General features: G+C 72.4%; 17 protein-coding genes. All 17 read right to left on the bottom strand.

What is annotated here, in order from left to right:
• Positions 1–2: 2 nt before the first annotated feature.
• The 17 genes from AB0D93_RS02315 to pyrE all read right to left on the bottom strand — a co-directional run bounded on the left by AB0D93_RS02315 (position 3) and on the right by pyrE (position 16576).
• Positions 3–599, bottom strand: coding sequence for a Uma2 family endonuclease (locus AB0D93_RS02315; RefSeq protein ID WP_362111859.1), 597 nt, complete (start codon positions 597–599; stop codon positions 3–5).
• A gap of 87 nt (positions 600–686) precedes the next feature.
• On the bottom strand, positions 687–1910 hold the full coding sequence (locus AB0D93_RS02310) for a cytochrome P450 (RefSeq protein WP_362111478.1): 1224 nt from the start codon (positions 1908–1910) through the stop codon (positions 687–689).
• A 74-nt stretch (positions 1911–1984) separates the two neighbouring features.
• Positions 1985–2446 carry a hypothetical protein gene (locus AB0D93_RS02305; protein ID WP_362111475.1) on the bottom strand — a complete coding sequence of 154 codons (462 nt, stop codon included), beginning with the start codon at positions 2444–2446 and terminating at the stop codon, positions 1985–1987.
• 11 nt (positions 2447–2457) lie between these two features.
• Positions 2458–3123 (bottom strand): response regulator transcription factor, encoded by a 666-nt coding sequence (locus tag AB0D93_RS02300; RefSeq protein WP_362111472.1) that lies wholly within the window; start codon positions 3121–3123, stop codon positions 2458–2460.
• On the bottom strand, positions 3120–4451 hold the full coding sequence (locus tag AB0D93_RS02295; RefSeq protein WP_362111468.1) for a histidine kinase: 1332 nt from the start codon (positions 4449–4451) through the stop codon (positions 3120–3122). Before AB0D93_RS02295 ends, AB0D93_RS02300 begins: the two co-directional genes overlap by 4 nt.
• Before the next feature lie 127 nt (positions 4452–4578).
• Entirely contained in the window at positions 4579–5259 is a 681-nt protein-coding gene (locus tag AB0D93_RS02290; protein WP_362111465.1) for a response regulator transcription factor, read from the bottom strand.
• Positions 5256–6560, bottom strand: coding sequence for a histidine kinase (locus tag AB0D93_RS02285; RefSeq protein ID WP_362111856.1), 1305 nt, complete (start codon positions 6558–6560; stop codon positions 5256–5258). The genes AB0D93_RS02290 and AB0D93_RS02285 overlap by 4 nt, the downstream gene beginning before the upstream one ends.
• 139 nt (positions 6561–6699) lie before the next feature.
• Positions 6700–7869, bottom strand: coding sequence for an acyltransferase (locus tag AB0D93_RS02280; protein WP_362111853.1), 1170 nt, complete (start codon positions 7867–7869; stop codon positions 6700–6702).
• Positions 7870–8059: 190 nt separating this feature from the next.
• A complete protein-coding gene (locus AB0D93_RS02275) occupies positions 8060–8242 on the bottom strand; it encodes a hypothetical protein (RefSeq protein WP_362111462.1) in 183 nt (60 codons plus the stop codon).
• Positions 8235–9317, bottom strand: coding sequence for an alpha/beta hydrolase (locus AB0D93_RS02270; RefSeq protein WP_362111459.1), 1083 nt, complete (start codon positions 9315–9317; stop codon positions 8235–8237). The genes AB0D93_RS02275 and AB0D93_RS02270 overlap by 8 nt, the downstream gene beginning before the upstream one ends.
• A 217-nt stretch (positions 9318–9534) precedes the next feature.
• Complete coding sequence (locus tag AB0D93_RS02265; protein ID WP_362111456.1) at positions 9535–10431, bottom strand: alpha/beta hydrolase; 897 nt, start codon at positions 10429–10431, stop codon at positions 9535–9537.
• Positions 10432–10588: 157 nt separating this feature from the next.
• Complete coding sequence (gene kynU / locus AB0D93_RS02260) at positions 10589–11773, bottom strand: kynureninase (protein ID WP_362111452.1); 1185 nt, start codon at positions 11771–11773, stop codon at positions 10589–10591.
• Positions 11766–12614: a tryptophan 2,3-dioxygenase family protein gene (locus tag AB0D93_RS02255; protein WP_362111449.1), complete on the bottom strand. Its 849-nt coding sequence runs from the start codon at positions 12612–12614 to the stop codon at positions 11766–11768. Before AB0D93_RS02255 ends, kynU begins: the two co-directional genes overlap by 8 nt.
• 153 nt (positions 12615–12767) lie before the next feature.
• On the bottom strand, positions 12768–13181 hold the full coding sequence (locus tag AB0D93_RS02250) for a DUF3151 domain-containing protein (RefSeq protein WP_362111446.1): 414 nt from the start codon (positions 13179–13181) through the stop codon (positions 12768–12770).
• A 153-nt stretch (positions 13182–13334) separates the two neighbouring features.
• Positions 13335–14792, bottom strand: coding sequence for an MFS transporter (locus AB0D93_RS02245; protein ID WP_362111443.1), 1458 nt, complete (start codon positions 14790–14792; stop codon positions 13335–13337).
• A gap of 69 nt (positions 14793–14861) precedes the next feature.
• Positions 14862–15884, bottom strand: a complete 1023-nt coding sequence (fbaA, locus tag AB0D93_RS02240) for a class II fructose-bisphosphate aldolase (RefSeq protein ID WP_362111440.1) — start codon at positions 15882–15884, stop codon at positions 14862–14864.
• Between the two features lie 143 nt (positions 15885–16027).
• Positions 16028–16576: an orotate phosphoribosyltransferase gene (gene pyrE / locus AB0D93_RS02235; RefSeq protein ID WP_067042079.1), complete on the bottom strand. Its 549-nt coding sequence runs from the start codon at positions 16574–16576 to the stop codon at positions 16028–16030.
• Positions 16577–16585: the final 9 nt, after the last annotated feature.

The following is a 16585-nucleotide window of genomic DNA, read 5'->3' as shown; positions in this document are numbered from 1 at the left end:
GCTCAGTCGACGTACTGCTTCAGCTCGTCGGTGTCGAGTTCGATGCCGACGGGGTCGGGGAGGATGACCTTGCCGCCGAACGCGACCACATGGATGTCCCGGTATCCGACCTCCGGGTCCGGGACAGTGTGCACAAGGATCGAGTGGTTGTCACGGTCGATCAGCAAGTACAGCGGGATGCCCGCCTCACCGTACGCCTGGGGTTTGTCCACCCGATCCCGGTGGTGAGTGTCCGAGTCGTACGACGTGACCTCGACCGCCATCAGCACACCGTCGGGGTCGGCCCACTCACCTTGTCCATTGAAGTAACCCACTGGTGCAAGGACGCCGTCAGGCCGGGCGCGGCCCTTCCGGTACGCCTCGACCTTCAGCCCCTGGCCTGTCGTGTTGAGGGTGAGGTCGGGCCGTGCTTCCTTGCACCGGAAAGCCAACCACATGGCGATCTCACCGTGGCTGCCGTTCGTCACCTTCTTGACCCCGATCCGTCCGTCGATGAACTCGAACCTGACGGTCTCGTCCTCGCGTTCGGCGAATTCCGCGATCCGCTCGAACACGTCCACCGACATCTGAGACGAGGTGCGCTCTGCCATAACCGTCATGGTGCCCTCCTTCGCAGACAGGCACCAGCGTGACAAGCCACCGGCGGTCTTCGATCGGAATCGCTCGGCGATCATCCGAACGGGTGATCACCCCACCTCCACGCTCAGCCCCTCCAACCCCCTGATCACGAAGTTCGGCTTTCGCCGCGGCTCCGCCGCCAGGGTCAGTGTGGGGGCCTGCCGGAGGAGGGCCGTCATCGAGGCGGCCAGCTCGATGCGGGCCAGCGGCGCGCCGATGCAGTAATGGATACCGGCGCTGAAGGAGATGTGCGGGTTGTCGGCGCGGGTGAGGTCCAGACGGCCGGGGTCGGGGAAGACGGCCGGGTCGTGGTTGGCGGAGCCGAAGAGCATGGCGATCTCCGAGCCCCTGGGGATCACCGTGCCGTCGATCTCGATGTCGTCCAGCACCCAGCGTTCGAAGAGCTGGAGCGGGGTGTCGTAGCGCATCAGCTCCTCGATCGCGGAGGGGACCAGGGAGTGGTCGGCGCGCAGGGCGGCCAGCTGGGCGGGGTTGCGGAACAGCGCCCACCAGCCGTTCACCGTGGCGTTGACCGTGGCCTCGTGACCGGCGTTGAGCAGCAGGACCGCCGTGGAGATCATCTCCTGCTCGGTCAGCCGGTCGTCGTCCTCGTCGTGCGCCGCGATCAGACCGGAGACGAGATCCTCGCCCGGCTCCTTGCGGCGCGCGGCGATCAGCTCGCGCAGGTACTCCGAGAACTCCACCGAGGCGCGCACCGCCTTCGCGGCGGTCTCCTCCGGGGGGTTCAGCTCGTACATCCCGCAGATGTCCGCCGACCAGGGGCGGAGCTGGGCTCGGTCCGTCCCGGGGATGCCGAGCATCTCGGCGATCACCGCGACCGGCAGCGGCTCGGCGACGTCCCTCAGCAGATCGCCCCCGCCGTCGCGGACGAGCGCGGCCACCAGGTCGTTCGCCAGGCCGTGGACGTACGGCTTCAGGCGCTCGACCGTGCGGGGCGTGAACGCTTTCGACACCAGGCGCCGGATCCGGGTGTGGTCCGGCGGCTCCAGGTCGAGCATGCCGTGGTCGTTGAGCGTGTGGAACGGCTCGTGCTCCGGCGGCGGCGCGGTCCGCCCGAACTCCTCGTGCGAGAACCGGTGCTGATACGTCCGCCCCAGCCGGCGGTCCCTGAGCAACGCCGAGACGTCCGCGTGGTGCGGGACCAGCCACTGGTCGGTCGGCTCGTACCGCATCACCCGGCCGCGTGCGCGCAGCTCGGCGTAGGCCGGGTACGGGTCGGCGAGGAACGAGGGGTCCCAGGGGTCGAACGCGAGGTCGGTAGGGCCTGCCATGCGGGGACGCTAACGCCTGGGACCGACGTCTGACCAGGGGTGTCCGGCCCTGACGCGCTCAGGGCGAGCTCCACTCAGATCCGGTCGGTGACCAGGACGTAGTCGTAGTGGATCGGGTCGCCCTCTTCGTCCATCGGGTATTCGTAGCTGCTCTGGTTCGACAGGATCACCCCGAGCTCCGGCAGGGCGTCGAAGCCCAGGTCGTTCTCCTCGATGGTGTGGCCCCGTTCCGCGAGCTGTTCGAAGAGGTCCTCGCTCGGAGTACGGAAGACGTCGAGCCCGTCGAGCAGCACCCGCACGTCGGCGTCCTCGTTCCGGAACCGGAACAGCTCCACACCGCTCAGCGTGCCCTGGGTGAACCCGAGCACGACGTCCAGCCGGGACGCGTCGTGCGTGAGCGTGATCTGTCCCGGGTCCGCGTCACTCGCGACGACCCGGAAAAGCCCCCACTCGTCCAACGCGCCGCGCGCTTGCGCGACCGACATGCCGAGCCGGAAGCGCTCGACGCCGACGTGCGGCAGGAGTTCCAGGTCCATCTCGACCCCCGTCAGCCCGGCGTCACCAGGCGTGCCTCGTATGCGAACACCGCCGCCTGCGTGCGGTCCCTGAGGCCCAGTTTGACCAGGATGCGGCTCACATGGGTCTTGATCGTCGACTCCGCCACCACCAGCCGCTCGGCGATCTCCGCGTTGGACAGGCCCTGGGCGATCAGGACGAGGACCTCCGTCTCCCGTTCCGTGAGCTCGCCGTAGGCCGCCTGGGCCGACGGGATCAGGCGCGGCGAGTCCGAGATGCGGGAGAACTCCGTGATCAGGCGCCTGGTGACCGAGGGCGCCAGCAGCGCCTCGCCCGCCGCCACCACCCGTACACCGTCGGCCAGTTGGCGGGCCGAGGCGTCCTTCAGCAGGAAGCCGGAGGCTCCCGCGCGCAGGGCCTGGTACACGTACTCGTCGAGGTCGAAGGTCGTCAGGACCAGCACCTTCGCCGCCGCGTCCGCCGCCACGATCTCCCGGGTCGCCTCGATGCCGTTCAGCTCCGGCATGCGGATGTCCATCAGGACGACGTCCGGGGCGAGTTCACGGACCCGTTCCACCGCCTCCCTCCCGTTGACGGCCTCGCCGACGACCTCGATGTCCGGCATCGCGTTCAGCAGGACGGAGAAGCCCTCGCGGACCATCATCTGGTCGTCCGCGATCAGTACGCGGATGGTCATGCGTCCCCTTCGGTCGCGGTGGCCGCCGGCAGGAACACCGTCACCTCATAGCCCCCGTCCGGCGACGGGCCCGCCGTCATCTCGCCGTTCAGCATCGACACGCGTTCCCGCATGCCCGTGATGCCGTGCCCCGCGCCCGGTGAGGGTTTGACGAGGTGGGGCGCGGGCGGCGCGGTGTTGATGACGCGCAGGCCCAGACCGCCGAGGACATAGCCGATCTCCACGCGGGCACTCGCTCCCGGTGCGTGCCGCAGGGTGTTGCTGAGCGCCTCCTGCGCTATTCGGTACGCCGACAGCTCCACGCCCTGCGGCAGTTCGCGCACCGCCCCGGTCACCGCCTTCTCCACCGTGAGGCCCGCTTCGCGCACATTGGCGAGCAGTCCGTCCAGGTCGGCCAGGGTGGGCTGGGGGGCGTCCGGCGCCTCGTAGTCCTCCGCGCGGACGACCCCGAGGACCCGGCGCAGCTCGGTGAGGGCCGCCACGGCGTTCTCGCGGATGGTGGCGAACGCCTTCTCCAGCTCCTCCGGCGGGTTCTCCACCCGGTAGGGCGCGGCCTCCGCCTGGATCGCGACCACCGACATGTGGTGGGCGACCACGTCGTGCAGCTCGCGGGCGATCGTCGTGCGCTCCTCCAGCAGGGTGCGGCGGGAGCGTTCGTGCTCGGTGACGGTCTGCTGGGCGGTCATCTCCCGCTGGGCCTGGTGGCGGATGTGCCGGACCGAGACGGCGAGCAGGATCAGGGCCGACACGAGCAGCATCGGGGTGACGTTCGTGTCGTAGCGGTGCGCGCCGAAGACGTCTCCGACGACGAAGCCGTAGACCGCGGTCATCACCCACATCGAGGCCGCGGTGCGGGGGCGGGTGCGCAGCGCGACGACCGTGAGCACCACCAGGTGGGACAGGAAACTGCCCGGCATCCAGGGCCAGTCGCTCCAGTCGCCCCGGCCGATCACGGCGGCGGCCGTGCCCGCGGCCAGCGAGAGCCAGAACGCCCCCACCGGGCGCGCCAGCGTCAGCAGGACCGGTGCCAGCGCCAGCAGCCCGCACAGCAGGGCGGGAGGCCCGGACTCGAAGGAGCCCGCCACGGCGAGGGACATCGCCATCACGCCCAGGGCGGCCACCACCGTGTGCGGCAGCCAGCCGGCGCCGGACAGACGGCGGGTGAGGCGGCCGTCGGCGCTCAGGCGGGGCAGCGGATCATAGGCGAAGGCGTCCTGGAACAGGTCCTCCCGCAGCCCTCGCAGGGCGTCCGCGGCCAGCCGGAACTCCGGGCTGCGCGGCCGGCCGGCCTGGCCCGGTGTCGTCTGCGTGTGCGTCGTCTGGGTCACGTACGCAACGGTAGGCGCGGTCCGGGGTGTGGTCGTCACCTTGGAGAGGGGTTCTCGCGGGTCCCCCTCAGGTACTACGGGTCGCCCCTTGAGGGGCCCGGCCGCGTGCGGCGGGCCTTCCACGGGCTCAGCGTCCGCCCGGGCGGACCACGCCGGACTCGTAGGCGAAGACCGCCGCCTGGGTACGGTCGCGCAGGCCCAGCTTCACCAGGATCCGGCCCACATGTGTCTTCACGGTCTGCTCGGCCACGACCAGCCGCTCGGCGATCTCCGCGTTCGACAGGCCCTGCGCGATCAGCGCCAGCACCTCCGTCTCCCGTTCGGTGAGGTCGCCGACGCGCTTCTTCAGCGGGGCGCGGCGGCTGCCGTCCAGGCGGGAGAACTCGGCGATCAGACGGCGGGTGATGCCGGGCGCGAGGAGGGCGTCGCCCGCGGCCACGACCCGTACCGCCTCGGCCAGCTTGTCCGCGGAGGCGTCCTTGAGCAGGAAGCCGGAGGCACCGGCGCGCAGCGCCTCGTACACGTACTCGTCCAGGTCGAACGTGGTCAGCACCAGCACCTTGATGGCCGGATGCTCGGCGGTGATCCGGCGGGTCGCCTCGATGCCGCCGAGTTCGGGCATCCGGATGTCCATCAGCACCACGTCCGGGACCAGCTCGGCGGTCTGCACGATCGCGTCGAGTCCGTCCACCGCCTGCCCGACCACCTCGATGCCTGGCTGGGTGCCGAGCAGCACGCCGAAACCCTGCCGCACCATCTGCTGGTCGTCGGCGATGAGTACGCGGATGGGACCGGCGCCGCTCGTCATGGGGTCTGCTCTCCTGTCGCGGGGTCTGGGTGGTCCTGCGGTACGGGAATGCCGCCCCTGGGGAGGAACGCCGTCACCATGAAACCGCCGTGCGGATGCCGGGACGCGGTCAGGCTCCCGCCGAGCATCGCCGCACGCTCCCGCATGCCGAGCAGTCCGTGCCCGCTGCCGGGGGACGGCTGGACCGGCTGCCTCGGGTGTCCGTTGACGATGCTCAGGGCGATGCCTTCGGGCAGGTGCACCACATCCACGCGGACGGTGGCGCCCGGCGCGTGGCGCAGGACGTTGCTCAGGGCTTCCTGCACGATCCGGTAGGCGGACAGCTCCACCCCGGGCGGGTAGGCCCGGGGGGCGCCGTCGACGACCTTCCTGACCTCCAGGCCGGCCGCCCTGGTGTTCTCGATCAGGGTGTCCAGACGGCTCAGGTTCGGCTGCGGGGCGTCCGGGGCCGGGCCCGAGCCGGGGGCGGGCAGCCCGTAGGGGTCCCCGGTCTCGTCGGGGTCGTCCGGATTCTCCGACCGCAGCACCCCGAGGACCCGGCGCAGCTCGGTCAGGGCCTCCAGGGCGTTGTCGCGGATGCCGGCGAGGTTCTCCCTCAGCTCCTGCGAGGGGTTCTCCACCAGGTGCGGGGCGACCTGGGCCTGGATCGAGATCACGGACATGTGGTGGGCGACCACGTCGTGCAGCTCGCGGGCGATACGGCTGCGTTCCTCCAGCAGCGTGCGCCGGGCCCGTTCCTCGGCGTTGATCGTCGTCTGCTGGACCAGTTCGGTACGGGCCTCGCTGCGGCCGCGCAGGGCGGCGCCGATGCCGGCGGCGACGGCGAACAGGCCGACGCCGCCCCATCCCGTCGGGGAGTACTTCAGCGCTCCCAGGCCGCCTTCGACGACGAAGGTCACCACAGCCGTCACACCGAGCGCGGCGACCGTGCCGCGGAAGCGCACGCGCAGGGCGAGGAGCAGGAGTACGGCCATGTGGGCCAGCAGAGTGGGCGTGGTCCAGGGCCAGTTGGGGCCGCCGAGCGGGAGCTGCGCCAGGTTCTGGCGGGCGAGCAGCGCCGTGAAGACCGCGGCGGACAGCGACAGGGCCCAGGCGGGTACGGGGCGCCACAGGGCCAGGACGACCGCGGCGGCCTGGAGGAAGGTGCTCAGGAACGCCACGCCGGGGGTGAAGCCGTAGCTGTGGGTCAGCTCATCGGCGCCGGCCAGGGCGACACCGAGGCCCAGATAGCCGACGAGGAGGTAGGTGAGCAGGCGCAGCCAGCGGTACTTCGAGAAAGGGGGTGACTGCGACGAGGGCACCTCGCCCAGCCAGGCACCGAGGCGGCCCAGGCGGCCGGGCCCGGCGCCGGGAGCGGTCGGCTCGGGGGTGGGGGTGAGGCCGGCGGAGCCGTGGGGCTTGTCGAGGTCGTGGGAGTCCGCGGGCTTCACGAGGTCAACACTAGGCACTCTGCTGGTTCTTCGCTCCGGGCACATGGCGGTGCACCACGTGCGACATGCGGTTACGGGGGCGGCGGGGACCCTGTTCGTGATGGCGGAAGGCCGCCCAGCACACGGTCAGGACGAGGGCGAAGACGGGGAGCCAGGCGAGCCGGTACGGCACCCAGCCCAGGGAGTCGGGCGAGGTGTGCAGGCCGGGCAGCGGGCCGGCCGGCAGGGCCGTGGCCGTCGTCGCCATCATGGCCGTCTGGTGCCAGAGGTAGATCGTCATCGCGGAGAGGTTGACGAGGGCCACCGCCGCCCACGGCAGCGGGCGGGTCGTCACGCGGCGCAGGCGCTCGCGCAGGAGCAGGGCGAGACCGCACTGGGCCAGGCCGAAGGTGACCGCCGCCAGGGTCGGGGGGTCGAGGTTGGAGACCGTCGCGCCGGGGACGCCCACCATGGACGCCGGGTAGCCCGCGCAGGTGACGAGCACGGCCGTGGCCGCCGTACCGCCGAGGAACAGCAACCGTGCCGCGCGGCGGCTGTCCAGCTCGCCGCGGGTCCAGGCGGCGCCCAGGGTGTAGGGGACCAGCCAGCCCGCCGCCACGTTCAGCCAGCCCAGCCAGGACGGGCCGACGTGCAGGCCGAAGCGGAGGAGGTCCACGTGCAGCACGACCGCCAGGGGCCAGAGCGGGTTGAGGCGGGTGAGGAGCGGGGTGGCGGCCGTGAGGGCGGCGAACACCAGGAGGAACCACAGGGGCGACAGCGCCAGTTTGACCAGGGCCTCGATCGTGGCGAGCGGGGTGCCGGTGAGGAGGAGGGCCGTGGAGGCCACCGCCCACAGGCACAGGAGCGCGGTCACCGGGCGGAGGAGGCGGGTCAGCCGGGCGCGCAGCCAGGCGGAGTACGGCTCTCCCCGGCGGCGGGCGGTGGCGAGGCTTCTGGTCGCCACATGCCCGCCGACCAGGAAGAACACGGCCAGGGTCTGGAACAGCCAGGAGATCGGTGCCAGCCACGGCATGTGCTGGAGGGGGCTGGTGGTGTGCAGGCCTCCGTCCCGCGCCACCAGCGCGGTCACCAGCCAGTGGCCCAGGACGACCCCCAGGATCGCGAAGGCCCGCAGGGCGTCCACGGCTCGGTCCCGTGAGGCGGGAGTGGCGGTGTCGACGTGGTGGGCGGAACGGCGCAGGGCCTGGAGGGCGGCGGTGACGCTGAGGGGCGTGCGGGCCGCCCTCGACGGGACCTGCCGGTGACCCGCGTCGGCCGAACTCTCCGTCGGCCGCCCGGAGTCCGTGCCGGAGGCCCGGGTGGCCCCGGAACCCTGGGAAGGGGTGCGGCCGGTGGTGGGTCGTGAGCCGCGGGACGCGTGCGTGGCGGGTTCAGGCACGGGACACCTCCGTGGTCTCGCCGAGGGTGATCTGCCGGTGACCCGCGTCGGCCGAACTCTCCGTCGGCCGCCCCGAGTCCGTGCCGGAGGCCGGGGCGGCCCCGGAACCCATGGAAGGGGTACGGCCGGTGGTGGGTCGTGAGCCGCGGGACGCGTGCGTGGCGGGCTCAGGCACGGGACACCTCCGTGGTCTCGCCGAGGGTGATGCGGGCCAGGTTGGCGAGGGAGACCGAGCCCGGGGTGAAGTAACCGCTGTGGTCGGCGCCGGCCGCGTCGAAGACCCGGGCGCCGAAGGCGCGGGAGACCGGGTCGGTGCCGAAGCCGACGGTCGAGCCGAACAGGTCGGCGCTGACGTGCGGTACGTCGGCGACCCAGTCCTCGCTGCCGCGGGCCGCCCAGACCCGCGCGCGCGTGTGCAGGGCCGGGACCGAGTCCGCGCCGGTGCCGGGGCTGCCGACGAGGGCGATGTCGTCGGCGTCCACGCCGGAGGCGGCCCGGCCGCAGACGACCGTGCCGTAGGAGTGGCAGAGCAGTGCGATGTGCGCCCGTGCCGGGGTCGCGGCGCGCAGGTGGCGTACGAAGGCACGCAGACCGGGGGCGGCTTCGTCGGCGCGGGTGGTCGTGGTCACCGTGGTGCTGACGGTGCCGGGGGTGGCGTAGCCGAGCCAGGCGACGACCGCGGTGCGGGTGCCTCGGGGGGCGCGGTGGGTGAGGTCCGCGTAGAGGGCCGCGGCCGCCCTGTGGAAGCGGTCGTAGGTGTCCAGGGAGGTGTCGGAACCGGGGACCAGGACCGCTGTGCGGTCCGCGTGGGCGAGGTCGCCGAGCACTTCCGTGGCCCGGCCGGCGCCCCGGCCGTCGAAGGCGAGGAGGCGGCGGCTGGGCGAGGCGAGGGTGCGGTCGGCGGCGGCCCGGTGGGCGTCGCCGTGCGCGGCGGCCATGTCGGCGGCGCGGGTGGCGTCGGCGCCGTTGGCGGCGTAGATCGTCTGGAGGGTCTCCGCCGTGACCGGAGGCAGCGCGGCCGGGGCCGGGGCGGGGATCCGGGGGCGGGTGGCGCCGGAGAGGGGGACGGCTATGGCCGCGGTGAGGAGGGTGGCGAGCAGGGCGCGGCGCCACTTCCGCGTGCGGGTGCGGGTCGCCTCCGGCGGGAACCGCACTCCCGCCCGCACCGCCGGCTCCTCCCCGTCCGACCGTGACGGTTTCGTCGTCGGCTGCGGGTCCGTCAAAGGCGTGGCGTGCCGAATCTGCCCCATGGTCGGGCTTCCTTTCAGATGGCCCGGCCATCGGGCTTGTCTGGCAAGGAAGTTATGGATCGGGGCGTGTCGTCGGCGTCCCGCCAGGGAGCTGTCTTGCGGGGTAGCTCTCAGGTACTACGGGTATCACCGGGTCCCACCCCCGCAGGGGCGGGCCGCCAGGGACGGACCCGCCAGGGACGGGCCGCAGCCGGCACCCGGAGCCGGACTCCGGCGGTCACCAGGCCAGTTGGGCGATCTCCTCCGCCACCACGGCGCACGCGTCCGCCGCCGGGTCGATCAGCGGGAAGTGGCCCACGTCCTCCAGCAGCGTCAGGCCCGCCACCTCCCCCGCCTTGGCCGCCGCGTCCGCGTACGACTCGGCGACCGCCTGCGGCACCACCTGGTCCGTACGCCCCTGGACGAGGGTCGTCGCGATGCCCGTCGGGAGGAGCAGGACGGGGTCGGCGTAGGGGCGGCGCTCGGCGAAGCCGTCGTGGCCGCCGAGGAGCTGCAGACTCGCGTGGCCGCAGACGTCCAGCTTCTCCGCCACGTCGAAGTCCGCGATCGGGGCGAGGGCGACGACGCCGCGCAGCGGGGCGGGCCGGTCGGTGCGCCAGGGGGCGTCCGGGGGCAGGACGTGGCGGGCCGCGGCCCACAGGGCCAGGTGGCCGCCGGCCGAGTGGCCGGTGAGGACCGTACGGCGCGGGTCGGCCTGCGGGAGCACCTCGCGGACGAGGCCGGGCAGCGCGTCCAGGGCGGCGGCGACGTCGTCGAAGGTGTCGGGCCAGCGGCCGGCCGGCGGGGTGGCGTCGCCGTCGCCCGTGCTCTGCCCGGGGATCAGCGGCTCTCCGCCGCGCCGGTACTCGACGTTGGCCACCGCGAAGCCCCTGCGGGCCAGGTAGTCCGCGAAGGGGGTGATGTGCCGGCGGTCGTAGCGGGCGCGCCAGGCACCGCCGTGCAGGACCACCACCAGGGGGGCCGGGGAGTCCGGGGCGGTCCGGGGGGCGTAGAAGTCGATCACCTGGTCGGGGTGGGTGCCGTACGCGGAGGTGGCATCGGGGTCGACCGTGGGGTGCGAGAAGGCCGACTCCTCTTCGGCGGCGGCGCGGGCTGCGGCGGCCTCGTCCGGCATGCTCCAACCTCTCAGCGATGGAACCTGTTTGGCGGGGACGGTATCAGGGCGGTGACGTGCGAGGACATGGGGATGTCACACAGGGTGAGGCCGAACGGCCGCGTACGGGGCCCGGGAGAGGGGCGACCCCAGGGTCACCCCTCCCCCGGCGCCTGCCCTAGGCCAGTTCCTCGCCCAGGATCCGGGCCGCCCGCTCGGCCTCGCCGAAGCCGACGTACAGCGGGGTGAAGCCGAAGCGGAGGACGTCGGGGTGGCGGAAGTCGCCCACGACGCCCCGGGCGATCAGGCGTTTCATCACCTCGCCGGCGTCCGGGCAGCGCAGGGCGACCTGGCTGCCGCGCTCCTCGTGCCGTTCCGGGGTCACGCACTCCACGCGGCCCGGCTCGGTGTACCGCCGCACGCAGCGCAGGAAGAAGTCCGTCAACGCGAGGGACTTGGCGCGGACGGCGGAGACGGAGACGTCGTCCCAGACGTCCAGGGCCGCTTCCAGGGCCAGCATGGAGAGGATGTCCGGGGTGCCCACGCGGCCCCGCAGCGCGCCCGGCGCCGGTGTGTAGGACGGGCTCATGCCGAAGGGGTCGGTGTGCGAGTTCCAGCCCGGGAGCGGGGAGTCGAAGCGGGGTTGCAGGTCCCGGCGTACGTAGAGGTACGCCGGCGAACCCGGCCCGCCGTTCAGGTACTTGTAGGTGCAGCCGACCGCCAGGTCGACCCCGTGCTCGTCCAGGCCCACCTCCAGCGCCCCGGCGCTGTGGCACAGGTCCCAGACCGCGAGGGCGCCGGCGGCGTGCACCGCCGACGTGAGGGACGGCAGGTCGTGCAGGCGGCCGGTGCGGTAGTCGACGTGGTTCAGCAGGACGGCCGCGGTGCGCTCGCCCAGGGCGGCCGGCACCTCGGACGGGGTCAGCGCGCGCAGGGTGCGGCCGGTCAGGCGGGCCGCGGACTCGGCAATGTAGCCGTCCGTGGGGAACGTCGTGGCGTCCACCAGGATCTCGGTGCGGTCCTCGCCCGCCATCCGCGCCGCCGCGACAAGTGCCTTGAAGACGTTGACGCTTGTGGAGTCGCCCACGACGATCTGGCCGGCCGCCGCGCCGACCAGCGGGGCGATCCGGTCGCCGATCCGCTCGGGCGCGGTCCACCAGCCGCTCTCGTCCCAGGAGCGGATGCGCAGTTCGCCCCACTGACGGCGGACGACGTCCGCCACCCGGTCGGGGACGTTCACGGGCAGCGCGCCCAGGGAGTTCCCGTCGAGGTAGATCACGTCGTCGAGGACGAAGCGGGACCTGAGCGGTGCGAGCTCGTCGGCCGCGTCCAGCTGCTGGGCCTCCAGTGCCGGGTCAGACATGGGACCTCGCCGTCCACAGCTCCGGGAACACGTTCTTGCGGGCCCGCTTCTCCAGCCAGGCGACGCCGGCCGAGCCGCCCGTGCCGGGCTTGGCGCCCATCGCGCGGCGGGTGGCGACCAGGTGGTCGTTGCGCCAGCGCCAGACCAGTTCGGCCACGTCGGTCAACGCCTCGCCGAGCCGGGCGAGTTCGGCGTCCTGGGCGCCGGAGTAGATCGCCGTCCAGACCCGCTCGACCTGGTCGGAGGGCTCGTAGCGCCGGGACACGTCCCGGCGCAGGACGGACCCGGGGATCGCCTGGCCGCGGCGGGCCAGCAGCCGCAGCACCTCGTCGTACAGGCTGGGCTCGTGCAGCGCCTTCTCCAGTTCCGCGTGGACGCGTGGGGCGCCGCGGTGCGGTACGAGCATGGACGCGGACTTCTCGCCGAGCAGGAACTCCATGCGGCGGTACATCGCCGACTGGAAGCCGGAGCCCTCGCCGAGGGCGGCGCGGTAGGAGTTGAACTGCGCGGGGGTCAGCTGGCCGAGGGGCTTCCAGGAGGCGTTGAGGGCCTCCAGCTCCCGCACGGATCGCTTCAGCGCGGCGATCGCGGTGGGTACGTCGTCCGCGCGCAGGGCGTGCGCCGCCGTCTCCCACTCGTGCACGAGAACCGTGAACCACAGCTCCATGACCTGGGTCGTCACCAGGAAGACCATCTCTCCGGGGTCGTCGGAGAGGGTGTGCTGGAGGTGGGTGAGCACGTCCGCCTTGACGTAGTCCTCGTACGGCGTCGTGCCGGCGAAGTCGAGATGCGGCGTCTCGGGTTCAGCGGCCTCGGGAAGGGGGCGAGCCTTTTGGGACATCGCTGTCTCCTGCTTATTACTCCGGGTAGCGGTCCGCCCCTGCCGATGCCGGCACGGGGGCCCCGGTCCCCAGGCGGAATCCTCCGCAATCCCACCGGATACGGCAAGGCCCGTCTGCTGACAGACGGGCCACACCGGGAACTCCCGTAGGGGTCAGCCCAGGGTCTGGGCCGCCGTCGGGGAGGAGTCCTTCAGGAACTGCGAGCAACGCTCGTACTCCTCCTGCTCGCCGATCGCCTGGGCGGCGCGGGCGAGGGCGTGCAGGGCGCGCAGGAAGCCACGGTTCGGCTCGTGCTCCCAGGGCACCGGTCCGTGCCCCTTCCAGCCGCTGCGGCGCAGCGCGTCCAGACCGCGGTGGTAGCCGGTGCGGGCGTAGGCGTACGACTCCACGACCGCGCCGCGCTCGAACGCCTCGTCGGCCAGCTGGGCCCAGGCGAGGGAGGAGGTCGGGTACTTGGCGGCGACGTCCGCGGGGGCCGTGCCGCTCGCGAGGAGTTCGCGGGGCTCCGGGTCGTCGGGGAGGTGGGTCGGGGGCGGGCCGCCGAGGAGGTTCTCGTGAATCGTCATGAGGTCCAGTCTCGCTCACCGCACGGATTCCCGTGCCGGTGTCATGTGCGGGTGGCCTGTACTGGTCGCACCCGGTGACGGTCCTGGGGCCTGTCGTTTGGATCAGGTCGCAGGCCAGACCCCGCGTCTGCGGCGTGGTCCGAACGACAGGCCCTAACCCCGCCGCCGCTCCCCCTCCAGCGGTGGGGCCGTCACGCAGCAGTGCACGTGGCATTCCGGGTGGCGGCAGTCCGGGCCCGGGCGGCGGACCAGGGTGAAGGCCAGGGCCGCGCCCAGCAGCAGCACCCCCGCGCAGATCGGCATCGCCCGGCGGAACGCCGCGTCGAAGGCCGCCGGCACCCGGTACGCCTCCGGGCCCATGCCCGCCAGCAGCGGCAGGGCCGCGACCGCGATCAGACCCGCCGCTCTCGCCGCCGCGTTGTTGATGCCGCTGGCCAGGCCTGCCCGGGCCGTGTCCACGGAGGCGAGGACCGTGGCGGTCAGGGGCGCCACCAGCGTGACCATCCCGGTGCCCATGACCAGGAGGGCCGGAAGCACGTCGGTGAGATAGTCGGCGTCCTTGCCCACCCGCAGCATCAGCAGCAGCGCCACCGCGCAGAGGAGGGGACCGACCGTCAGCGGCAGGCGGGGCCCGGTACGGTCCGCGAGGGCGCCGGAGCGGGCGGAGAAGAGCAGCATCAGGGCCGTCGTCGGCAGCAGGGCCGTACCCGCGGCCAGGGGCGAGTAGCCGGCCACCACCTGGAGCTGGAGCGCGGTGAGGAAGAAGAACCCGCCGAACGCCGCGTACACGCACAGGGTGACGAGATTGACCGCCGTGAACTGGCGCGAGGCGAAGATGTCCGGCGGGAGCATCGGGTCCGGGCGGTGCCGCTCGACCAGGACGAAGGCCACCGCCGCCGCCAGGCCCGCCACCGCGCTCAGCGTCACCACCACCGTGCCCGTCCTCGCCTGGATCAGCGCGTACGTCACCAGGGCCAGGGCGAGGGCACCCAACGCCGCACCGAGCACGTCGAAGCGGGCGTGCTTCCCCCCGTCCCGCGACTCCGGGACGTGCCGCAGGGCGACCGGCACGCACAACAGCGCCAGCGGGACGTTCAGCAGGAACACCCAGCGCCAGCCGGGGCCGGCCACCAGCCAGCCGCCCACGAAGGGGCCGACCGCCGCGCCGATCCCGCCGAAGCCGGACCACAGGCCGACGGCCCGGCTGCGGTCGTCGGGGTGGAAGGACGACTGGATGATCGCCAGGGAGCCGGGAGTCAGGAGTGCGCCGCCCACGCCCTGCAGGGCCCGCGCGGCGATCAGCATGCCCGGGCCGAGCGACAGTCCGCACAGCAGCGACGCCGCCGCGAACCACACCACGCCCAGCACGAAGATCTTCCGGCGGCCGTAGCGGTCGCCCAGCGAGCCGCCCAGCAGGATCAGCCCGGCCAGCGTGACCATGTACGCGTTGACCGTCCACTGCAGCGAGGCCAGGCTCGCCCCCAGGTCCCGGCCGATGCGCGGGAGCGCCACGTTGACGACGGTCGAGTCCAGCAGCGCCATGCTGGAACCGAGGATCGTGGTGAACAGGATCCACTTGCCCTGGGGCGAGGCCAGCCGGACATCGGGCATGCCCCCAGGTATACAGCGGCCCGGCGACCGTGGACAGCCGCCGGGCCCGCCGCGAAACGGACGTACCGCTTACTTGATCTTGTTGCCCGCCGAGCGCAGGTTCTGCGTGGCCTCGACGACGCGCGCGGCCATGCTCGCCTCGGCCAGCTTGCCCCAGGTGCGCGGGTCGTAGGCCTTCTTGTTGCCGACCTCGCCGTCGACCTTCAGGACGCCGTCGTAGTTCTGGAACATGTGGGCGGCGACCGGACGGGTGAAGGCGTACTGGGTGTCCGTGTCGAGGTTCATCTTCACGACGCCGTTCTCCAGCGCGGTCAGGATCTCCTGCTCGGTGGAGCCGGAGCCGCCGTGGAAGACGAAGTCGAACGGGGACGCCTTGCCGAACTTGGCGGCGACGCCGTCGTTCAGCTCCTTCAGCAGGTCGGGGCGGAGCACGACGTTGCCCGGCTTGTACACGCCGTGCACGTTGCCGAAGGAGGCGGCCAGCAGGTAGCGGCCCTTCTCGCCCAGGCCCAGGGCCTCGGCGGTGCGGATCGCGTCCTCGACCGTGGTGTAGAGGGAGTCGTTGATCTCGTGCGAGACGCCGTCCTCCTCGCCGCCGGTCGGGGTGATCTCCACCTCCAGGATGATGTTGGCGGCGCGGGTGCGCTCCAGCAGCTCCTGGGCGATGGCCAGGTTGTCGGCGAGGGTCTCCGCGGAGCCGTCCCACATGTGGGACTGGAACAGCGGGTTCTTGCCGGCCTTCACGCGCTCCTCGGAGACCGCGATCAGCGGACGTACGTACCCGTCGAGCTTGTCCTTCGGGCAGTGGTCGGTGTGCAGCGCGATGTTGACCGGGTACTTCTCGGCGAGGATGTGCGCGTACTCGGCGAGGGCGACGGCGCCGGTGACCATGTCCTTGCTGTACTGGCCACCGAGGAACTCGGCACCACCGGTCGAGATCTGGACGATGCCGTCGCTCTCGGCCTCAGCGAACCCGCGCAGCGCCGCGTTCAGGGTCTGGCTCGAGGTGACGTTGATGGCCGGGTAGGCGAACTTGCCTGCCTTCGCCCGGTCGAGCATCTCGTTGTAGACCTCGGGGGTTGCGATGGGCATCTGTCCGCTCCTTGTGTTGCGGGTCGGCTTGGTGCGTTACGGCCCTGACCTAGACCTGGGGGTTCGACGTCGTCGTCGTCCCCATCTTTCCAGACATGGACCGCTGGTCCATGCGCCGGTCAAGTCCAGGTCAATCCGCGTCGTCAGTCCAGACCCAGTTCATCCTTCGAGAAGGCGAAGACGTACGGCACCCCGGCCTGCTCGGCGATCGCCTCGGCCGCGCCGGTGGCCCGGTCCACGATCGTGGCGACGGCGACGACCTCCGCGCCGGCCTCGCGCAGCGCCTCCACGGCCGTCAGGACCGAGCCGCCGGTGGTGGAGGTGTCCTCCACGGCGAGGACCCGGCGGCCCTTGACCTCGGCGCCCTCGATACGGCGCTGCAGGCCGTGCGCCTTGCCCTGCTTGCGGACGACGAACGCGTCGAGCACCTTCCCGCGCGCGGCGGAGGCGTGCAGCATCGCGGTGGCCACCGGGTCGGCGCCCAGGGTGAGTCCGCCGACGGCCTCGAAGTCCAGCTCGGCGGTCAGGTCGAGCATGACCTGACCGACCAGCGGTGCGGCCTCGCCGTCCAGCGTGATCCGGCGAAGGTCGATGTAGTAGTCGGCTTCCTTGCCCGACGACAGGGTCACCTTGCCGTGCACCACGGCCTTGTCCTTGATCTGCTGCAGCAGCGCGCCGCGTACGTCCGTCATGCCGACCAG

This window comes from Streptomyces sp. NPDC048191 (genome assembly GCF_040652655.1).
In the GTDB taxonomy this organism is placed as follows: Bacteria; Actinomycetota; Actinomycetes; order Streptomycetales; family Streptomycetaceae; genus Streptomyces.
Note: the sequence above shows the minus strand (reverse complement) of the source record. Positions and strands in the feature narration are given on the sequence as shown.

What these genes read in the sequence shown, in the direction of transcription:
- AB0D93_RS02315 (WP_362111859.1), bottom strand. Translation starts at nt 599, where the DNA reads ATGACGGTTATGGCAGAGCGCACCTCGTCTCAGATGTCGGTGGACGTG.
- AB0D93_RS02310 (WP_362111478.1), bottom strand. Translation starts at nt 1,910, where the DNA reads ATGGCAGGCCCTACCGACCTCGCGTTCGACCCCTGGGACCCCTCGTTC.
- AB0D93_RS02305 (WP_362111475.1), bottom strand. Translation starts at nt 2,446, where the DNA reads ATGGACCTGGAACTCCTGCCGCACGTCGGCGTCGAGCGCTTCCGGCTC.
- AB0D93_RS02300 (WP_362111472.1), bottom strand. Translation starts at nt 3,123, where the DNA reads ATGACCATCCGCGTACTGATCGCGGACGACCAGATGATGGTCCGCGAG.
- AB0D93_RS02290 (WP_362111465.1), bottom strand. Translation starts at nt 5,259, where the DNA reads ATGACGAGCGGCGCCGGTCCCATCCGCGTACTCATCGCCGACGACCAG.
- AB0D93_RS02270 (WP_362111459.1), bottom strand. Translation starts at nt 9,317, where the DNA reads ATGGGGCAGATTCGGCACGCCACGCCTTTGACGGACCCGCAGCCGACG.
- AB0D93_RS02265 (WP_362111456.1), bottom strand. Translation starts at nt 10,431, where the DNA reads ATGCCGGACGAGGCCGCCGCAGCCCGCGCCGCCGCCGAAGAGGAGTCG.
- kynU (WP_362111452.1), bottom strand. Translation starts at nt 11,773, where the DNA reads ATGTCTGACCCGGCACTGGAGGCCCAGCAGCTGGACGCGGCCGACGAG.
- AB0D93_RS02255 (WP_362111449.1), bottom strand. Translation starts at nt 12,614, where the DNA reads ATGTCCCAAAAGGCTCGCCCCCTTCCCGAGGCCGCTGAACCCGAGACG.
- AB0D93_RS02250 (WP_362111446.1), bottom strand. Translation starts at nt 13,181, where the DNA reads ATGACGATTCACGAGAACCTCCTCGGCGGCCCGCCCCCGACCCACCTC.
- AB0D93_RS02245 (WP_362111443.1), bottom strand. Translation starts at nt 14,792, where the DNA reads ATGCCCGATGTCCGGCTGGCCTCGCCCCAGGGCAAGTGGATCCTGTTC.
- fbaA (WP_362111440.1), bottom strand. Translation starts at nt 15,884, where the DNA reads ATGCCCATCGCAACCCCCGAGGTCTACAACGAGATGCTCGACCGGGCG.
- pyrE (WP_067042079.1), bottom strand. Translation starts at nt 16,576, where the DNA reads ATGACGGACGTACGCGGCGCGCTGCTGCAGCAGATCAAGGACAAGGCC.